Raw genomic sequence first — 18,199 nt, 5'->3', positions numbered from 1 at the left:
AATTCCCTCCTCCTCAGCAGGATGCCAAGTCAGGAGGTGTCCGGTCTCAGGGGGTCACTTCACAGCGATGGGCTGTCGGACACCGCCGTGGCGTCACGGTCGGGTGGTCAGATGGCTGTCCGACCCCTCGCAAGGGCGCGGCCAGGCTGTCAGATCCACCGGCACGGCCGGTGCCATGAGTGCGCTGGCGGTGTCCACGCGCAGGTCAAGGCCAGTTTGTCAGACCGCTGTCAGAGTCGGCGCCGGCGGCCGCCGGTGTCTGTCAGGTCGGCGCGCCGACGCGCGGACACGGTGTCATCGTGCTGCTGGCGTGGCTGTCAGAGGTCTGTGAGGTCGCCGTGGCGCAATCGGTGTCTTCCGCGCCGCGGTGGCATCGCTCCGGCGTGTCATCGACGGTTTCCTTTGGACATGGAGTGGACATGACCGTGTCTGACCCGGACTGGCCCGACTCGCCGCTGGACGCCGTCGACGCCGCCTTCACGGCGCTGACCACCGGCCCCGACCCAATGACACTCGACCTGGACACCCTCGGACCTGACACCGGCTTGCCGGCTGGTGTCATGACACTTCCGGCGCTGCGGGACTGGATGCTGCGCCATCCCCGCGACTACACCGCGCGGGACGCGGTGTGGCGGGACTTGGTCCGCCGCGCCCGCCTGGACGGACCGTCCTGGGTCATCGCGGCGGTGGCGATGGCGATGCCCGCGCTGCGCCGGCACGCCGGGCGGCTGCGCGCCGGTTGGTCCGGTGACGCCGCCGACCTGGACGCCGAGATCCTCACCGGTTTCCTCACCGCCTTGCGCGACCGCGTCGACCTGGCCAAGCCCGCCCCGCACGCGGCGCTGTGTATGGCCGCGTGGCGGGCCGGACACGAGCTGCTGCGCCGCACCGGGGAGGCGGTGCCGGTGGAGGACGTCGAGCGCGTCACCGGCCCCCGCATCCCGCACGTCCCCTACGGCCATCCCGACCTGCTGGTGCGCCGTGCCGCCCGCCTGGGCCTGCTCGAGCAGGTCGACCTCGAGCCTTACATCGATCTGCGGCTCGGGCGCCGGGCGATCGAACCCATCGCCGCGCGGTTGGGCATCACCGTGGATGCTCTGCGTAAGCGGATGAGCAGCATCGACGGGCGCCTCGCCGACGCCTTGGCCAAGGGACTGCTCACCAGCGTCGTGTCCCCCACAGCCCGCGAGTACTTGCGGAACCAGTCGGTGCATCGCACGCGGACCCGCGCCGGCCGCGCCGCAACCCGGCCCACGCGGGCGGCGTCCCGGGCGGCCACTGCTGCCTGACCCGCACCACATCCCTGCGGCGGGGTCCCGACCATGGCGGTCGGATCCCGCCGCTGGCGGGTACGGCGCTGGCCTTGATGCGACCCGGCGTATACCAACGCGAACCGTCCGGCGCACGTTCCGACGCTGCGTCACATGGCTGCGGCGGAGACGCCCCGCACGTATTCGCGAGGCACTCTATTGCCGATGAGAGTGCGTCATGATTGGCAGCATCGTTAGTAGGGCGTGGAGGATCGCGGCGTTAGGCGGCATCGAGCTTTGGCTATCGACTATGCGGCGAAATGCGGCTCAGTCCAGGGTTGTCCACCAGACTCCGGAGCGATTCGCTTTCGGCATTGTCCAGTTCTGGTACGAAAGCTCGCCGACACGTCGCGTGTGGACCTGCGCCGCCGGCCGGCGGACGCGATGCTCCGGTTCAGGTAGCGCCGGTTCAGGTGGCCTCCGGTGGGGCGGCTACCCGATGTTGGCGAGGAAGGCACGTGCCCGCTCGGTGAGCTTGGCGGCGGCAGTCTCGTCGTACGAGGGGAGGCTGTTGTCGGCGAACAGGTGCCGGTCGCCGGGGTAGAGGAACAACTCGGCGCCGGATGTCGATTCGACGATGGCGCGGGCGGCCTCGATGTCGCCCTCGCCGACGAAGAACTCGTCGGCGTCCATGCCGTGGATCTGGACCGGGACTCCCTCGGGCCACTCATCGCCGAACTCGGTGGTCGGGACGCAGGCGTTGAACAGCAGCGCGCCCTTCGCGCCGGGCCGGGTCTGGGTCAGCATCTGCGCCGGCAGGACCCCGAGCGAGAAGCCTGCGTAGACGAGGTCGGCCGGGAGCCCGTCGGCGGCGGCCCGTCCGCGTTCGAGGATCTCACCGAATCCGACCTTCTGGGCATATGCTCCGCCCTCGTCGAGGGTGTCGAAGATTTCTCCCTGGTAGAGGTCAGGGAGGTGGACGGTGTGGCCCGCCTGACGGAGTTCGTCGGCGAACGCGCGAACACCGGCGGTCAGCCCGTGCGCGTGGTGGAACAGCAACACCTCGGCCATGTCGTTCACTCCTTCACTTCGGGTGGCCCGCCTCGTCGGAAAGGTCGGGCCGGCGATTACCGGCGCATTCCGGCGCGTGCCTGCGACAGAATGCGTTCCTGCGGGCTGACCGTGTCGCACATCTCACCTCGGCGGCGAACCTCACTCCGGCGCCTCGATGGCGGGTGTGATCCGCTGCCGGTTCGACGCCGACAGGCGGATGGTCATGCGACCGGCCGAACGGTTGGCCGCCGACAGCGCCGTCGCTTTCACGTGAGTATGCGGACGTCAGCGGTTGGCAAGTCCTTGGACCACCAGTGCTCGTACCGGCGGTAGACCGCGGAATCGCGGTCCAACAGGAACGACTGCAATGCGGCGGCTTCCGCAGCAAGCCCGTCCCATTCGTCGCTGGTCAGCCGATGAAAGGCCGTTGCTTCAATGCCTCCCTCGACTGGCCGCCACACCCCAGCCACATAACCGTCGATGAGCAGGGTCGGCAGGACGTCGCCGTTGCGCCGCAGAATTACCGAGCGATACTCCGGAGGGATTACGCGGCTTCGATCGGCGTACGCGAGCAGGATGCTGTCCCACATCGGCAGCAGGCGGGGCGGGGCGACCGCGTCCTCGGTGGGATACCGCCCCACGGGCACATCGAACAACATTTCGCCACTCGGGCCGGCCAACGTCTCGATGCTTCCGCCCAGTTCTTTCAGTGCGTTCTGCACCACCGACCGCTTGAGGATGGTGAACTGCGCGATGTCGAGCATCGAGGCGGGGCCGAATGCCGCCAGGTAACGCAGGATCAAAAATTGTACGGAGTCGCTCCAGTTCTCCGCTGCCAAGGTGGCTGGGGCGGCGCGGTACGACGAGGGCGTTTTGAACGACCACGGTCCGCCGGTCGGCACCTGGTGCAGAGGCGCGTACGTTCGTAGCGCCCACCACACTCCCTGCTTGCGCTCCCCGAGCCGGGCGGCGAGCATCTCCTCGACCTCCGCGCCGGCGCGCGGCTGACTGGTGAAAAGCGCCAGGTGAGGAAGCAGGGCGTCGGCGTCGGCGATAGACAGCCCACTCACCGTGAAGCGGCGGTCGCCCAGCCGGGGGCCGCGCAGGTTGGGCAGCATCGCCGCGTGAAAGTACGGGTAGTCGCTGGCGTGCACCACATGCAGCGTCAGGCGCATCAGCGTCGCCTTGACCAAGGTGCGCTCATCGAAAGCGGTCGCGAGGGCCGCCGGGTCGAAATCGGCGAGCCGGTTCCACAGGGCGAGGTACGGCGACGCGGGCTCTTGCGCTTGTAGCGCGCCGACGCGTCGTACGGCGTCGACGACGTTTACCGACTCCCGGCGCAGAAGCATCTGCCGGTCGAGGGTTGCCCGGTTGAGCTGCCGCGAATTGAGGCTCACGCGAGCCTTACGCGCTGCTGTGGCCATACGTACCAATCCCATGAAGAGTCTTCTTGATCGCTTTCGGAACGAAGCGGGGCTCTGGGTACCAGGTTCTACCCTGACGCTATTCGAAAGACCCTGCCGACAAAATGGTGACAAACCAGCACTGCACGCGGGTCCAAGCGCTGATGTTCTCGCCGAGAATCTTCATCGGCCCGTTGAGTTCTCATTAGATCTTACAGTTCCTCATCGGTCTGTCGGTGGGGCATTCTCACCGACGCGCCCATCGATGGATTCCCGGATCAGGTCAGCATGACCGGTGTGGCGGGCGTACTCCTCGATCATGTCGACCAGGATTCGACGAAGGCTGGGCGTGCCCCAGCCCGAGAACGCTCGGCCCTCGGCGCGGTCCAGTCCGCCGTCTGCCATCGCGTCGGCGACGAGCGCGCGGGATTGTTCGACGGCCGCGTGCCACCGCCGCCACACGGCGTTGGGGTCGTCGTTGGCCGTCCAGGTCCAGTCGCGGTCCCAGTCCTCGGCGGTCCAGGCCGGCTCGGGCTCGCGTCCGTGCAGCTTTCGCGAGAACGAGTCCTCCTTGACCCGGGTGAGGTGGCGCAGTAGTCCGCCGAGGGTGATGGCGGAGGTTCCCACGGTGATGGCCATCGCGGCGGCGTCGAGGTCGGCGCTCTTCCAAGCGAGCACCCGCCGATTGCGTTCGAGGGCGCCGAGCAGGGTGTCGAGCTCGTTGCCGGCAACCGGCGGTTCGGTGAGCGGTTCCAGCGTCATGGCGACGAGGCTACGATCATTCCCGGACGATCTACTTCCTAGAACCGGACGCCGGTGCGATGTCACACGAGTTGAGCCCCACAGCACGCGCCTTGTTGGTGCTTGAGTTGATCCAGAACAAGCCCGGGATTACGGGAGGAGAGCTGGCGTCCCGCCTCAGGGTGTCTGACCGGGCGGCCCGCAGGTACGTCGGAATCCTTCGTGAGGCCGGAATGCCGATCGAGTCGGTCAGCGGACCATATGGCGGTTATCGGATCGGACGTGGGCCTCGCCTCGCACCACTGATACTCACGGCCCCGGAGGCGCTGGGGCTGGTGATGGCGGTGCTACAGGGGTGGCACGGGGCGGTTGATGGAAATCACCCGGTCGCGACCGGCCTGGGTAAGATCGTCCAGGTATTACCAGCCTCGTCAGCCGCTCCTATCGAAGCCATGCGCCACGTGAGCGCCCACAATCCAGGCGACGCGGCAGCGAGCCCGGACCCCGAACTCACAGCAGCCGCGGCAAAGGCCTGCGAGAGCGGTCGCCGGCTTCGGGTCCGATACCGCGCGCACAGCGTTCAAGATCGGGAGATGGTGGTCGATCCGTGGGCCGTCGTGGTGCGCCACGGGCGCTGGTACCTGTTGTGCTGGTCGCACACCTCCAACGCCCGCAGAGTACTTCGACTTGACCGGTTGACGCAGGCGGAGACGATGGAGGGCTCGTACGCGCTCCCGGCCGACCTCGACCCGGTACGCGAGGTTGAGGAACATCTGGCGGACGGGTGGACGTACGAGGTCGAAGTCCGCATAGACACGTCCCTCGAAGTGGCAGCACGGTCGGTTCCCCGGAAACTGGGCCGCCTACAACCCACCGACGATCACAGTTGCCTGCTGCGGGGCAGCACCGACGACCCCCAGTGGTACGCCACGCAGCTCGCGGCGACGCAGATGCCGTTCACCGTGACGCAGTCAGCGGAGGTGCGAGCGGAGGTGCGAGCCCTCGCCGACCGGCTGATTCAGGCTACGGAAGAGGTGAAGACGACGAAAGCATAAAGGTAAGGCCGCTCACGGCTGCACCACTCCAACACAGTGGCCAATAGCATGCGTCGATGCCGGCGCGCGCGTCACTCCCGGTAGCCGACCGTGGCGTGGCCTCCGGGCTGCTGTTGCGCGGCCGACTGAAAGCCGATGCACCTTGATCCGACATCCGGATCTGCCGCCGACAGGGCGCTAGGTTCTCTCACCGTTGCCGACGGGTTGCGCCGCACGCTCGTGCCGAGAAGCGTGTACCCGATCTTCGTGCTCTCGACGCGCTTACAACAGCGACGGTGGCCAAGTTGGCTGACGAAGACGCCCACCGGCGAGCGGCCGGGCGTGGATTACCACTCGAAGGTCTTCCACTCCCGGGTCGGAATACGGCCTTCGCTGGTGTCCCAGCAGCGATCAGCCCATGCCTTTGCCACCATCACTGGGCGGCTCAGCACAACGTCGCCCGCTCGCTGTGCCCGCAGCACCAACCCGAGTTGTGGCGAGCACGGATCGGCGCACTGCGAGTACCGCAATTCCCTGCTGTGGGCCACGAGGTAGTCAGTGAACTCATCCTCCAGGCGTGAGGGCGTCTGCCCCACCAGTCGCATCCCTTCCAGGGTCACCTGTGGGCCACGCAGCGCATTAACCGCGATGCCCGCGAGGCCGATCGACTCGTCGTAATAGGTGGTAACCGCCGGCCCGGAGAAGCTCGCGTCAGTGCGTCGCTCAGGCCAGAATTCCGCCCACCCGTCACTGCCCGAGGTGCCCTGCGAGACGGCAACGCTGAGGGCGCCATGCACCGCGGCCTGAACTTGGTCGTGTGTCATGCCGAACTCCAACGGGCCGACGCGCTCGAAAGGCGTGAACGACCACGGGAGCCGCTGCGCCTCGACCAGGACGCCCCAGACCGTCGCCATGTCCCCTCCGGGTGGAAGTGCCGTGCCCCAGCAGCCAGCGGCGGAAATGATAATGGACGGAATCCGCTTCCCGGGTCGCCCCGGACTGCGTTTGAGCTGCTCGCGGTGCGCGGATCTGCCGCCGACCGCGCGCGTTCGGCGCCGCCCGGTCGTGCCGATGAGCGATGCCGGTTGACGGCCGTGTTGCCCCGATCGGGATAGTTGGGCATGCCGAACCTGGACTTCTATGCTGCAGACGACGATTGGTCTGCGCTCCTCGAGGCCCTCTTCGATCTGGGCTCGTTCCGTGTCTTCGAGTCCGACTCGGAGCCGGGCTCCGAGCTGCGGGAATTCTCATCTGCCGCTGACGTCGCTGCTGCTTCAAGGGGACGACACCTGGCGTTGTTCGTCGTCGGCTCCGGGCCGGAGCCTGTGGTGAGGCGGATCGATCTGCTTCCGGGCCTTCCGGGAGCCTTGACTTTCCGGTACTGCTGCGAAGGCTGGGGTCTTGTTCAGCTCTACTACGGCGGACCCGTTGGGGCGCAGGAGTTGCGGTGGAGCCATACCAACCACAACTCGCAGAAGCGTGCCTCGGCGTGGGCGGCAGCCGTGCCTCGACTCGGTGATCCCGCCGCCTGGGACTGGGCGGCGGTGACAAGCGCCTCCAGCAAGCTGAATCGGGTGGTTCGCCGGATGGCCGTCAGCAAGATCGGCTCTCACCCCGTGCTCCCGAACGCCGCGCAGTTCATCGCAGACGCGGGCTTGCGATACGAGTACGGCACAGGCATTCACGCGACCCCGTCCTACAGCATGGGCCCCCGATGATCGACGCACGGATCTAGCCCCTGTCCGCGCGCTACCAGGACGTTCTGGGTAGCCGGCCTGCCGGCCGTGACCGTTTCAGTGCCCCACCGGATGCCGCCCGATCGATGCGGTCACGGAACCGGATGAGGCTCAAGAACTTTCCACTGCCTGTGCCCGAGTCTGGGCACGTTCAGTCGTGCCGAGTTGGGAACGTCCGTACGCCGACAGCATCCGTTCCTGCGGTCGGTACGGCTGAGCTGTCCGTCGTGTGGCTTCACTGTCAGAATTGCGTCAGGTCGAGGGGTGTCCGCCAGAGCTGACAAGCGCCGGTTTGAGGGTGCGGAACATTTCCCGCAGCGCCGCATCCGGCGCGGCGGCGTTCCGCCCGCCGCCGGGCCTCGAGGTGAGGGCTGATGCGAGCCGGGCGCCTTGGGTGCCGCGCCGTCTTGGTGCGCTGACACCTCACCGATACCCGCCACACCCGACAGGGAGGACGTGCTCCTCCCGAGGATCTGTCGCGGCTCGCTGACGCCCCTGCCTCTCGCGCCCGGCGGCGGCCCCTGACCCGTCGTTTCGATGCTCCACCGCCTGGATGGGGTGGGGCCGGAGGTGAACCGCTCATGTTCCGCATCCCGGTACGTCTTCGTGCTGTCACCTGCTCCCGCGCCGCTCGCCGCGTCAGCCGTGTTGTCGCCGTGACGGCCGCTGTCGCCCTGTTTCTGTCCGTGCCCGCCGCCGCCCACGCTGGCGAACCGGTGGTGCTGGCGGCGAATTCCCTGCCGGTGGTCATCAACAACCTGCGGCTGTGGCTGATCGGTATCCTCGCCGCGCTCGCGACCTTGTTCCTCGTGCTGGCCGGCGTCTACTGGGCCACGGCCGGCGGTGACCCGGCTCAGGTCGAGCGGGCCAAGGGCGCGTTGAAGAACGCCCTGGTCGGCTACGGCCTGGCCATCCTCGCACCTGTGCTGTTGCAGGTCGTCCAGGGCATCGTCGGGGGCTGAGGATGGGGTGGCTGCTCGACCAGATTCTGGACTGGCTGGCGGCGGCGATCGTGGCGACCCTGGACGCGCTGTTCGGGGTGATCAGCAGCGCGCTGCTGATCACCCCGAACGTCACCGCCCTGCCGCAGGTGCAGGCGCTGACCGGCCGTTCGGTGCTCGTCGTGGACACCGCCTTCGTCCTGGCCTTCGTCGTCGCCGGCGTGCTCGCCATGACCGCCGGCGGCGACGAACGCTCCCGCTACACGGTCAAAGACCTTCTGCCCCGGCTGATCGTGGGGTTCGTCGCCGCGCACTTCTCCCAGCTGTGGTGTGACATGCTCATCGACCTCGCCAACGCGCTGACCGCCGCGCTGACCACGCCGGAGGGTGACAGCGACGGGGCGCTGCGGGCGATCAGGACCCACATCACCGCCGGGCGGGACATGACGGCGGTGCTGCTGTTCGTGGTCTGCGTCGCGATCATCGCCGTCCTGCTCGCGGCGACCGCGTTCAGCGTGATCGTCAGATTCGCCGTCCTGCTCGTCCTGACCGCCGTGGCGCCGATCGCGTTGGCGTGTCACGCGTTGCCGCAGACCGATCCGGTCGCCCGCCTGTGGTGGCGCTCCTACACCGGGGTGTTGGCGGTACCGGTGGTGCAGGGCTTCACCCTGTATGCCGGGCAGTGGATGCTCACCGACCCCGACAGTCTGTTGCCCGTGCTCGGCCTGCCGGTCGACCCGGGCGGGGTGATCAACCTGTTCGTGGTGATGGTCATGCTGTGGACCACCCTGCGGGTGCCCGCCTTGATGGCCCGCTTCGTCTCCGCTTCAGGCGGCGGTGGCACGAATGTGGTCGGCGCCGCGGTGCGGGTGATCCTGGTGCAGCAGGTCACCCGCGCGGTTCCCGGCCTCGGCCGGGGCCTTCGGGCGGTGGGCCGATGAACGAGCACACCGCTCGGGTGCGGATGCCCGCCGACGTCGACGCCCCCGACAAGGTCGCATACGGGCTGACGTTCCGGCAGCTGGCGATCCTCGCCGTCGCCGCTCTCGCCGTCTACGGCGCCTGGCGGGGCCTGCACACCGTCGTGCCGGTGCCGGTACTGCTCGGCGCGGCGGTTGTTGTCGCCGGGCTGGTCTTCGGTGTCGCGGTCGGCCGCCGTGACGGCCTGTCCCTGGATGTGTGGCTCCTTGCCGCCGTCGGTCACTGGCGGGCACCTCGGGCGCTGTCGACCACCGACCCGACGTCGATGACTCCCGACTGGGTCCAGGCACCGAAGACGCCGGTGGTGCTGCCGGCACCGCTGAAGCTGCCCGCCGCCGCGATCGACGACGGCGGGGAGATCCGCCTCGGCGGGTCCCGGGCGGCGATGGTCGCCGCCACCAACGTCAACCTGGCCCTGCGCACTGCCGACGAGCAGTCCGCCCTGGTCGACACCTTCGGCCGTTGGCTGAACAGTCTGTCCACGCCGACGCAGATCGTCGTGTCGGCGCAGCCGGTGGACCTGCGCTCTCACGCCCGCACCCTCGCCACCGCAGCCGACGCCCTGGCGCACCCGGCCTTGGCCGGCGCGGCAGCGGAGCACGCCCGATTCCTCGACGACCTCGCCACCCGCAGGGATCCGCTGCGCCGGCAGGTCCTCATCGTCACCCGCACCGGCGCCGGCGAGCGGGGCGCGCACACCGCGCGCCGCCGCGCCGAGGACACCGTGCGCGCCCTGTCCGGCCTCGGCGTGAGCACCCGGGCCCTCGACGGGGCGGCCGTCACGGCGGCGATCGCCGCCGCCGCGGACCCCTACCGCCCGCCCCGCCCCGGCGGCCTCGCCGCCCCCGACACCGTGATCCGCGGGCCGGACATCCACACCGACAGAAAGAAGCGCCCTCGATGAGAACCCCCATCCGGTCCCGCACGCCCCTCAGCGGCGGCCGCCAGCCCTGCCCGCTGGCGGCCACCGTCGCTCCCGCCTCGGTGGAGGTGACCCCGCGGATGCTGCGCGTCGGCGACGGCTACGCCGCGACCCTCGTGGTCACCGGCTACCCGGCCGAGGTCGGCCCGGCGTGGCTGGAGCCGCTGCTGTCCTGGCCGGGCCGCCTCGACCTGGCGTTGCACATCGACCCGCTGCCCGCCCCGGTCGCCGCGTCCCGGTTGCGCAACCAGCGGGCCCGCTTCGAGTCCTCGCGGCGCGCCGACGCCGAGGCCGGCAAGCTGTCCGACCCCGCCGTGGACGCCGCCGCGGACGATGCCGCCGAGCTGGCCCAGCGGCTGGCCCGCGGCGTGGCCAAGCTGTTCCGCGTCGGGCTGTACCTGACCGTGCACGCCCGCACCGAGGAGGAACTACTCGAGGCGTGCGCGCAGGTGAAAGCCGCCGCCGCGTCGACGCTGATCGAGGTGCAGCCGGCCACCTGGCGGCAGCTGGCCGGCTGGACCACCACCCTGCCCCTGGCCACCGACTCGCTGCAGATGCGCCGCACCATGGACACCGCCGCGCTGGCCGCCGCGTTCCCCCTGGCCAGCGCGGACCTGCCCGCGCCGCTGCCCGGCGATCCGCCTGCCGAGGGCGGCATTCTCTACGGCGTCAACCCGGACTCCGCCGGCATCGTCTGGTGGGACCGGTGGGCGCAGGAAAACCACAACTCTGTGGTCCTGGCCCGCTCCGGGGCCGGGAAGAGCTACTTCGTGAAGCTGGAGATCCTGCGCAACCTCTACCAGCAGGTGCAGGTCGCCGTCATCGACCCCGAAGACGAGTACCGGCGCCTCGCCGAGGCTGTCGGCGGCGCCGTGGTGCGCCTCGGGGTGGCCGGGGTGAAGGTCAACCCCTTCGACCTGCCCACCGGGGACACCCGCCCTGACGTGCTCACCCGGCGCGGGCTGTTCCTGCACACCTTCATCGCGGTGCTGCTGGGCCAGCAGCCCCCGCCGGCGGAGCGGGCGGCACTGGATCGGGCGATCCTGGCCGTCTACCGGGCCGCGGGCATCACCGCCGACCCCGCCACCCACCACCGGCCCGCCCCGCTGCTGCGCGACCTCACCGGCCGCCTGCACGCCGACGACGACAGCGCCGCCCGTCAGCTCGCCGCCCGCCTCGCGCCGTGGGTGGACGGATCATTCGCGGACCTGTTCGACGGCCCGAGCACCACCCGCCCCGACGGGCACCTCGTGGTGTGGTCGCTGCGCCACCTGCCCGACGAGCTGCGCACCGCGGGCACGCTGCTCGCCCTGGACGCGATCTGGCGGCAGGTCGACGCCCCCGGCCGGCTGGCCGGCCGCCGGCTGGTGGTGGTCGACGAGGCGTGGCTGCTCATGCGCGACGGCGAAGGCGCCCGGTTCCTGTTCCGCATGTCCAAGGCCGCCCGCAAACGCCACGCCGGGCTGACCGTCATCACCCAGGACGTCGCCGACGTCCTGGGCACCGAGCTTGGCCACGCCGTCGTGGCCAACGCCGCGACGCAGGTGCTGCTCAAGCAGGCCCCGCAGGCCATCGACGCCATCGGCGACGCGTTCGGCCTCACCGCCGGCGAGCGCCGCCTGCTGCTGGCCGCCCGCGTCGGCACCGGCCTGCTGATCTCCGGCACCAACCGGACCAGCTTCGAGGCCATCGCCTCCGAGGCCGAGCACCGGCTGTGCACGACCAGGCCGGTGGAGCTGGCCGACCTCGACCGCGAGGAGGACGACGGCCTGTGAGAGCTTCGTTGCTTGCGAGCGCATCGACGCCGGCGCCCGGCATTGCGCCCCCGGACCGGCCAGGCCGCTGGGTGCTCGACGCCGTCGGGTGGGCCACCCAGCGGCCCTGGTTACTCGCGGTGGCCGCCGCCGCCCTGGTCACCTACGTCGCCGGCAGGAACCTCGTCCAGGTGTGGCGGCACCGTCGCCACGCCGACGGCGCCCGCCTGGTGACCATTGCGCCACCACCGCAGGTCGACCCGCACAGCGCCGCCGCCTTGTGGGCCAACCTCGCCGGCACCCTGACGGCACCACGGGGAGTGCGGCGCCTGTACGGCAGACCGCACGTGGCCTGGCAGTACACCTGGTCGGGCCGGCAGCTCCTGATCTCCGTCTGGGTGCCCGGCAGCGTGGCGCGGGGGGCGGTCGAGGCGGCCATTCGTGCCGCCTGGCCGGGCGCGGCCTGCACCACTGGCGAGGCCTGCGCGCCGGTGCCTGGTGAGGTTCGCCTCGCCGTCGGTGGGCACCTGCTGCCCGCCGCCGCGGAATGGCTGCCGTTGCGCACCGACCACGACGCCGACCCGCTGCGGGCGTTGGTGTCCGCCGCAAGCCAACTCAAGGCCGACGAGTACGCCTGCGTGCAGGTGCTGGCCCGGCCCGCCACCGCCGGCCGCGCGGCTCGCGCCCGCCGCGCGGCCGCACGGCTGCGCCAGGGCCGGGCGGCCGTGCCGTCGATCGATCCCGCCGCGCCGCTGCGGTGGCTGGTCGAGCTGTTCCTGCCGGTCCCTGCCACCGGCTCGAGCCGGTCTGAGGTGGGGCGACGGGACCCGTCGGTGGATCGAGACGTGCGCGCGATCCTGGACAAGACCGCCCACCCGCTGTGGGAGACGGGCATCCGGTATGCCGTGGCCAAGGACGGCCGCCGCGATGGTGTCGACCCGCGGCCACGGCTGCGGGGCATCGCCGGCGCGATCGCTTCCTCCTTCGCGGTGTACACCGGCCGCAACCGGCTCGCGCCGCGGGCCCGGATGTCCTCGCCGGTGGCGGTGCTGGCGCAGCGGCGTCTCGGCGCGGGGTTTCTCACCTCGACTGCGGAGCTGGCCGCTCTGGCCGCACTCCCCCAGGATGTGGCGGTGCCGGGACTGGATCGCGCCCGCGCACGGTCGATGCCCGCACCGGTGGCTGTCGGCGCGGCAGGGCGCGGGGCGAAGATCCTCGGCGACGCCGAGATCGGCGGACACGCGGTGGGGCTGTCGGTGCCCGACGCGCGGTACCACATGCACGTGGTCGGGTCGACGGGCTCGGGGAAGACGACGCTGCTGGTGAACATGGCCGTCGCGGACATCACCGCCGGTCGGGGCACCGTCGTGATCGATCCGCACGGCGACATGGTCCTGGACATCCTCGACCGGCTCCCCGCCTCCGCCGCCGGCCGGGTGGTGCTGTTCGACCCCGACCAGCCCAACCCGCCGACGCTGAATCCGCTCTCCGGCGAGGATCCCGACCTGGTCGTGGACAACCTGGTGTCGATCTTCGGCAACATCTTCGCCAAGGCGTGGGGGCCGCGAATGGACGACGTGATGCGGGTGGCCTGCCTGACGCTGCTGCGGCACGCCAACGTCACCCTGCAGCACATCCCGCCGCTGCTCAACAGCGCGCAGTTCCGCTCGGCGATGACCGTCGGTCTGGACGACCCGGCCGGGCTGTCCGGGTTCTGGCAGTGGTACGACGAGCTCAGCCCGGCGCTGCGCTCCCAGGTCATCGGACCCGTCCTGGCCCGGCTACGCGCGTTCCTGCTGCGCGACTTCGTCAAACGCACCATGCGCTATCCGAGGTCCAGCTTCGACATGGGTGCCGTCCTCGACGGTGGTGCGCTGCTGGTGCGCATCCCCAAGGGCCAGCTCGGGGAGGACACCAGCAAACTTCTCGGCTCTCTGGTGCTGGCGCAGGTGTGGCAGGCCGCCACCGCCCGCGCGAGGCTCGCCCCCGACAAGCGCCGCGACGCCACACTGATCATCGACGAGTGCCAGAACTTCCTGACCCTGGCCAACAGCCTGGACACGATGCTCGCCGAGGCCCGCAAGTACCGGCTGTCGCTCGTGCTGTCCCACCAGGACCTCGCCCAGTTTCCCAAGGATCTGCTCGCGGCCGCCTCGGCCAACGCCCGCAACAAGGTCTACTTCTCCTGCGCCCCGGAGGACGCCCGGGTCCTGGCCCGGCACACCCTGCCCGAGCTGGACGAGCACGATCTGACCCACCTCGACGCGTACACCGCCGCGACGCGGTTGGTGGCGGGCGGGCGGCAGACGCCCGCGTTCACCATAAAGACTCGCCCGCCGAGGCCGGTCGTGGGTGAGGCGAGCGCGATCCGACAGGAGGCGGCCAAGGCGGTGCCGCCGCAGGACAGCAGCGCCATCGACGACCTCGTCGACCGGTTCTCCCAGCCCTCCACCCGCACGCGGGCGACCAGGAGCCAGGGCTGACGCCCTGAGCCCCGAGGTTGGCGGTCTGTCAGCGGCGACGCAGGCCACTTCCGTGTGGGCTTCCGCAGGCCCTTCCGTAGCCCTTCACCACCGCGGCGTTCCGGCACCGGCTGCCGCGACGAGACGGGCCTGTTCGTGCCGCACAGCGCCGGTGACAGCCGCGCTCGCGTCGATGAGCTTCCCAGACACCCCTCCGTGAGAGGGGTGTCTTCTTCTTCCCCTGAAGGGATTGCGCCCGTGTCCAGCGATCGACCCGTCTTTCACCCGCTGTCCTTGAATCCTCGAACCATCGCCTCCCGCAGCGCCAGCAGCCGCCGCGCTCGGCTGGAGAACCTGCGCCGGTTGACGCTGCGCGACCGTCAGCTCCTCGCGTGGCTCGCCGAGCACTATGTGCTGTCGACCGAGCAGATCACCGAGGCGCTGTTCCCGTCCCCACGCTCTGCCCGCCTGCGGTTGAGCACCCTGCACGCCATCGACGCCGTCACCCGGTTCGTCGACATCACCACCGGCGACGGGCAGTACCTGTACGCCCTCGGGCCTCTCGGCATGCTCGTGCATCCCACCGCCTACAACGACCCGGACCGGCCGGAGTCCAGGCCGCCACGCAGCAGCATCGAGCGCACCGAGCGGATCGTCGGCAGCCGCCGGCTGGCGCACCTGCTGGGCACCAACCAGCTGTTCACCGACCTGCTCGGCTACGCCCGCACCCATGCCGGGGTGCGGCTGGCCAGATGGTGGTCCGAGCAGCACAGCACCGCCGCCTACGCCATCGCCGGTATCCGCCCCGACGCCCACGGGGTGTGGTGTGCCGCCGGCCGGCAGGTCGGGTTCTTCCTCGAACACGACAACGGCACCGAGCCGTTGACCACCGTGCTGCGCAAGCTTCGCGGCTACGAGCGCCTCGCGGAGTTCGGCCCCCGCTATCCGGTCCTGCTGCGCGTGCCGAGCCGCCGTCGGGAGGCCAACCTGCTGCGCGCGTTGGGCGGGGCGCGCACGGTCATGCCGGTCGCCACCGGCGTGCAGGGCGACCATCCCGCGGGTCCGGCGTGGACCCTCGCCGCTGACCCGACCGGCCGCAGCTGGTTGCACGAGCTGCCCTCGGACCACGGCCCGGACAACGCTGCCACGAACCCCCACAGGTTCACCGGCGAGTCCGAGCACCGCGGCGCTGAGGGGGACCTCTGACAGACGAGCCGCGGCGATGATGACCAGCAGCGCCCCCGCCGCGGGTCTGTTCGCCGGACAGCCCCCAGAGGAATCGGTCTGTCGCGCTCTGACACACGAAGGCGCCGGGTAAGGGGCATGGCCTGACAGGGCAGGTCAGCGCGGGTGCGGGCCGATTCGAACGTCGCGTGCGCTGACAGAACCCACCGCTACCGTCGTCGGCAACACCTCTCCCCATTTCGCTTCACCTGGTTTGGTCCCACCTCCAGGGATCCTCGCCGCACCTGTCCGGTGCGCTGCGCCCACCCGCTACGGCCGGTCGGCACGCGCCCGGCGCGGCGACCCCGAGGTCGCACCCGCCCGCACCACCTCTGCCCTGTCCACCCGCGAACCGACCCACGCACCCGGTGGGCCGGTCACCCCTGCGCGTTCTCACACGCCCCGACCAGAGAGGAACCCTCGCATGACCAGAACCGTCGATGGCACCCCGCTGACCCGCCACGGCAGCCGCGTGCCCGCCAACCCGGCCCCCCGCGCGGCCGCTGCGGTCCCGGCCAGGCCGGAACCTGCCGGGCATCCCGTCCCGCGGCCGATCGCCACGCCGGCTGCGACCATCCAGACAGTGCTCGTGTGCCTGCCCGACGATGTTCCCCAGCAGGCCCTCACCAGCGGGCAGCTCGCCACACACCTCGGTGTCTCCGGCACCCTCACCGCCCACTTCTGGGCCGTCCCCGGGCTGCGCCCGTGGCAGCGCCACCTGATGATCGGACTGCGCAAGGGCCAGCCCGCGGCCTGCGCCGGCGGGCCCGTCCGCCTGCTCGACCTCGCCGGTATGCGCTACGCCGCCGCGGTGGGCGCCGGCATCCGCCACCAGATCTGGCACCACGCCGTTCACGGCACCCGACCCGCCACCGCGTGGCCGGCGTTGCAGGCCCGCCACCTCGCCAACCCCGACCGCTATCCCCTCCGCAGCGCCATCGCGGACTTTCACGCCCAACCCCGCGTGCAGGCCATGCGCCTGCACGCCGCCGCCCATCCCGGATCCGGCCAGCCCGACATCGGGGAGCTGGAGATGTACCAGGCCGGCCCGGTCGCCTACCAGCACTACCGTGCGGCCATCGCCGTCGTCGGCGACGCGATGCTGACCGCCGATGGCCGCAAGATCGCCCCCGCCAGCGACGCCTTGGCCGACCGCACCACCTACATCGAGCAGGCCCGACGCTACCTCGACACTCTGGCACCGCACCAGCGGCTCATCGCCGTCGCCCTGTAACGCCACGCAGAACTGCTGGGCACTACTCCCTGCTCGGACGGGAACGCCACCAGGCGCCGTCGTGAAGCCGCCGTAGACATGCCGCGTCATCAACAAAGCCGCCCCCGGTGCGCCGCGCGGACACCGTCGGCGCCGCCACGCCAGGCAGTTCATCGCCTGCGCGTCGGCGGCACCACCGCACCGGCCGCCCCGAGGCGTGGGGCGTCCCGGCAGTCGCGCCTGCGGCGGCCTGCTCTATTTCTCTTTCCTCCTTGTTCTCGGCGGGAGGGCGCCGCCTCTGTCGTACCGCTAAGGGAGCACGGCAGCGGCGACGACATCGGCGTGAAAGTGGTCGACCTGGTGCCCGACTGAGGCGGCTACTACCGGTCGGCGCTCGCCTGCGGCCATGGCGTGTCAGCACCACCTGTCGCCGTTGGCTGCCGGCGTGGATTCCGCCGGTCTGACCAGCCTGGTGGGCCGGTCCCCGTCAGGACCAACACCGCTCCCCCGCCCGCCCCGCAGGTAACGCCTCGAACCGGCGGCGCCGCATCGAGCCGGCGCGCACCCCCAGGCCTCGAGGGTCAGCAGCAACGTGGAGAACCACGTTCCCAGGATCCGGTCCGTGCACTTGAAGACTGCCGCGCGGGAAGCGTGGATCAGTGCGCGGGCCTCCAACCGCATGACGAAAGGACGCGCATGACAGACACCCGCGCAGGCAATGTTCCGGCGCGCACCGCATTCACGGTGCTGGTGGCGCTCGCCGAACTCGGCGAGGCCACCGCCGCCCAGGTAGCCGAGCACGCCGGGCTCGCCTACTCCACCACCACTCCGAAGCTACGGGCGTGGGAAGGCTCGGGACAGGTGCAGCGGTCCCGTGCCGGGGACGGCCGCACGCTGTGGCGGCTCACCGACGCCGGTCGCGCCGCCACGACCGGCGGCAGCGCCCCGCAGGCTAGGACGGCATCCGCCACGGCTGACTCGATGCTCGCGTCATGGGCCGCTGAGAAGCACGGCGGCAACGTCGATGTCTCCCCGGCCGCCGCGCAGCAGCAGCCGAGAACGGGCGGCGACGCGCCCGACCCGTCGGCGGCTCTCGCCCGCTGCGCCGCCGGGGCCACCTCGGACGCCCCGGCTGACGGTGAGGGGCAGGCCTCGCCGGAGCCGGAGACGTCGTCGCAGGGCCGGGAGACCGTCGAGCCCGGCCCTGACGGGTCTCGCACGGGCACGTCCCGCCGGTCCGGCGGTGCGCTGCGCGGGGCGGTCCTCGGCATCCTCGAGGCTCACCCGGACCGGCAGTACAAGACCGGTGAGCTGGCCAAGCTCATCGACGCCGCCAACGGCGGCAGCGGCGCGGCCAAGGCCAGCGCCGGCGCGGTCGCCAACGCGGCCATCAAGCTCGTCGCCGACGGCCAAGCGGTGCAGACCGTCGAGCGGCCCGCCACCTTTCAGCTCGCCACCGGTGGCCGGTAGCCCTCTGTCCGGTAG

The 18,199-nt window shown here is 70.8% G+C and carries 15 protein-coding genes; 11 read left to right on the top strand and 4 right to left on the bottom strand.

Annotation, left to right across the window (positions count from 1 at the left end; genetic code table 11):
• The first annotated feature begins 419 nt into the window (after positions 1-419).
• Positions 420-1,289 carry a hypothetical protein gene (locus V6U79_RS26595; RefSeq protein ID WP_334616269.1) on the top strand — a complete coding sequence of 290 codons (870 nt, stop codon included), beginning with the start codon at positions 420-422 and terminating at the stop codon, positions 1,287-1,289.
• Positions 1,290-1,742: 453 nt separating this feature from the next.
• Here the strand turns inward: V6U79_RS26595 and V6U79_RS26590 are convergent, their stop codons facing one another.
• The 3 genes from V6U79_RS26590 to V6U79_RS26580 all read right to left on the bottom strand — a co-directional run bounded on the left by V6U79_RS26590 (position 1,743) and on the right by V6U79_RS26580 (position 4,468).
• A complete protein-coding gene (locus V6U79_RS26590) occupies positions 1,743-2,321 on the bottom strand; it encodes a dienelactone hydrolase family protein (protein WP_334616265.1) in 579 nt (192 codons plus the stop codon).
• 248 nt (positions 2,322-2,569) lie between these two features.
• Positions 2,570-3,742, bottom strand: coding sequence for a winged helix DNA-binding domain-containing protein (locus V6U79_RS26585; protein ID WP_334616264.1), 1,173 nt, complete (start codon positions 3,740-3,742; stop codon positions 2,570-2,572).
• Positions 3,743-3,928: 186 nt separating this feature from the next.
• Positions 3,929-4,468, bottom strand: coding sequence for a mycothiol transferase (locus V6U79_RS26580; protein WP_334616263.1), 540 nt, complete (start codon positions 4,466-4,468; stop codon positions 3,929-3,931).
• Positions 4,469-4,527: 59 nt separating this feature from the next.
• On the opposite strand from V6U79_RS26580, the gene V6U79_RS26575 reads away from it, so the two are divergent.
• Entirely contained in the window at positions 4,528-5,502 is a 975-nt protein-coding gene (locus V6U79_RS26575; protein ID WP_334616261.1) for a helix-turn-helix transcriptional regulator, read from the top strand.
• A 326-nt stretch (positions 5,503-5,828) separates the two neighbouring features.
• On the opposite strand, the gene V6U79_RS26570 is transcribed toward V6U79_RS26575, so the two are convergent.
• Positions 5,829-6,395 (bottom strand): hypothetical protein, encoded by a 567-nt coding sequence (locus tag V6U79_RS26570; RefSeq protein ID WP_334616260.1) that lies wholly within the window; start codon positions 6,393-6,395, stop codon positions 5,829-5,831.
• A 207-nt stretch (positions 6,396-6,602) separates the two neighbouring features.
• Here V6U79_RS26570 and V6U79_RS26565 point away from each other — a divergent pair, with 207 nt between their 5' ends.
• From V6U79_RS26565 to V6U79_RS26525, 9 genes are all read left to right on the top strand, one after another.
• A complete protein-coding gene (locus V6U79_RS26565; RefSeq protein WP_334616259.1) occupies positions 6,603-7,199 on the top strand; it encodes a hypothetical protein in 597 nt (198 codons plus the stop codon).
• A gap of 599 nt (positions 7,200-7,798) precedes the next feature.
• A complete protein-coding gene (locus V6U79_RS26560) occupies positions 7,799-8,179 on the top strand; it encodes a pilin (RefSeq protein ID WP_334616257.1) in 381 nt (126 codons plus the stop codon).
• Positions 8,180-8,181: 2 nt separating this feature from the next.
• On the top strand, positions 8,182-9,099 hold the full coding sequence (locus V6U79_RS26555) for a conjugal transfer protein TrbL family protein (RefSeq protein WP_334616256.1): 918 nt from the start codon (positions 8,182-8,184) through the stop codon (positions 9,097-9,099).
• Positions 9,100-9,122: 23 nt separating this feature from the next.
• A complete protein-coding gene (locus tag V6U79_RS26550) occupies positions 9,123-10,043 on the top strand; it encodes a PrgI family protein (protein ID WP_334616268.1) in 921 nt (306 codons plus the stop codon).
• Complete coding sequence (locus tag V6U79_RS26545) at positions 10,040-11,836, top strand: VirB4 family type IV secretion system protein (RefSeq protein WP_334616255.1); 1,797 nt, start codon at positions 10,040-10,042, stop codon at positions 11,834-11,836. The genes V6U79_RS26550 and V6U79_RS26545 overlap by 4 nt, the downstream gene beginning before the upstream one ends.
• A gap of 71 nt (positions 11,837-11,907) precedes the next feature.
• Positions 11,908-14,298 carry a helicase HerA domain-containing protein gene (locus V6U79_RS26540; RefSeq protein ID WP_442933825.1) on the top strand — a complete coding sequence of 797 codons (2,391 nt, stop codon included), beginning with the start codon at positions 11,908-11,910 and terminating at the stop codon, positions 14,296-14,298.
• Between the two features lie 288 nt (positions 14,299-14,586).
• Entirely contained in the window at positions 14,587-15,483 is an 897-nt protein-coding gene (locus tag V6U79_RS26535) for a replication-relaxation family protein (RefSeq protein WP_334616266.1), read from the top strand.
• Positions 15,484-16,084: 601 nt separating this feature from the next.
• Positions 16,085-16,735 carry a hypothetical protein gene (locus tag V6U79_RS26530; protein ID WP_334616254.1) on the top strand — a complete coding sequence of 217 codons (651 nt, stop codon included), beginning with the start codon at positions 16,085-16,087 and terminating at the stop codon, positions 16,733-16,735.
• 675 nt (positions 16,736-17,410) lie between these two features.
• On the top strand, positions 17,411-18,184 hold the full coding sequence (locus V6U79_RS26525) for a winged helix DNA-binding protein (protein WP_334616253.1): 774 nt from the start codon (positions 17,411-17,413) through the stop codon (positions 18,182-18,184).
• The last annotated feature ends 15 nt before the right edge of the window (positions 18,185-18,199 follow it).

Origin of the sequence: Micromonospora psammae, from assembly GCF_036902725.1 — a bacterium.
Taxonomy (GTDB): Bacteria; Actinomycetota; Actinomycetes; order Mycobacteriales; family Micromonosporaceae; genus Micromonospora.
This window is presented reverse-complemented; position numbering and strand designations above follow the sequence as displayed.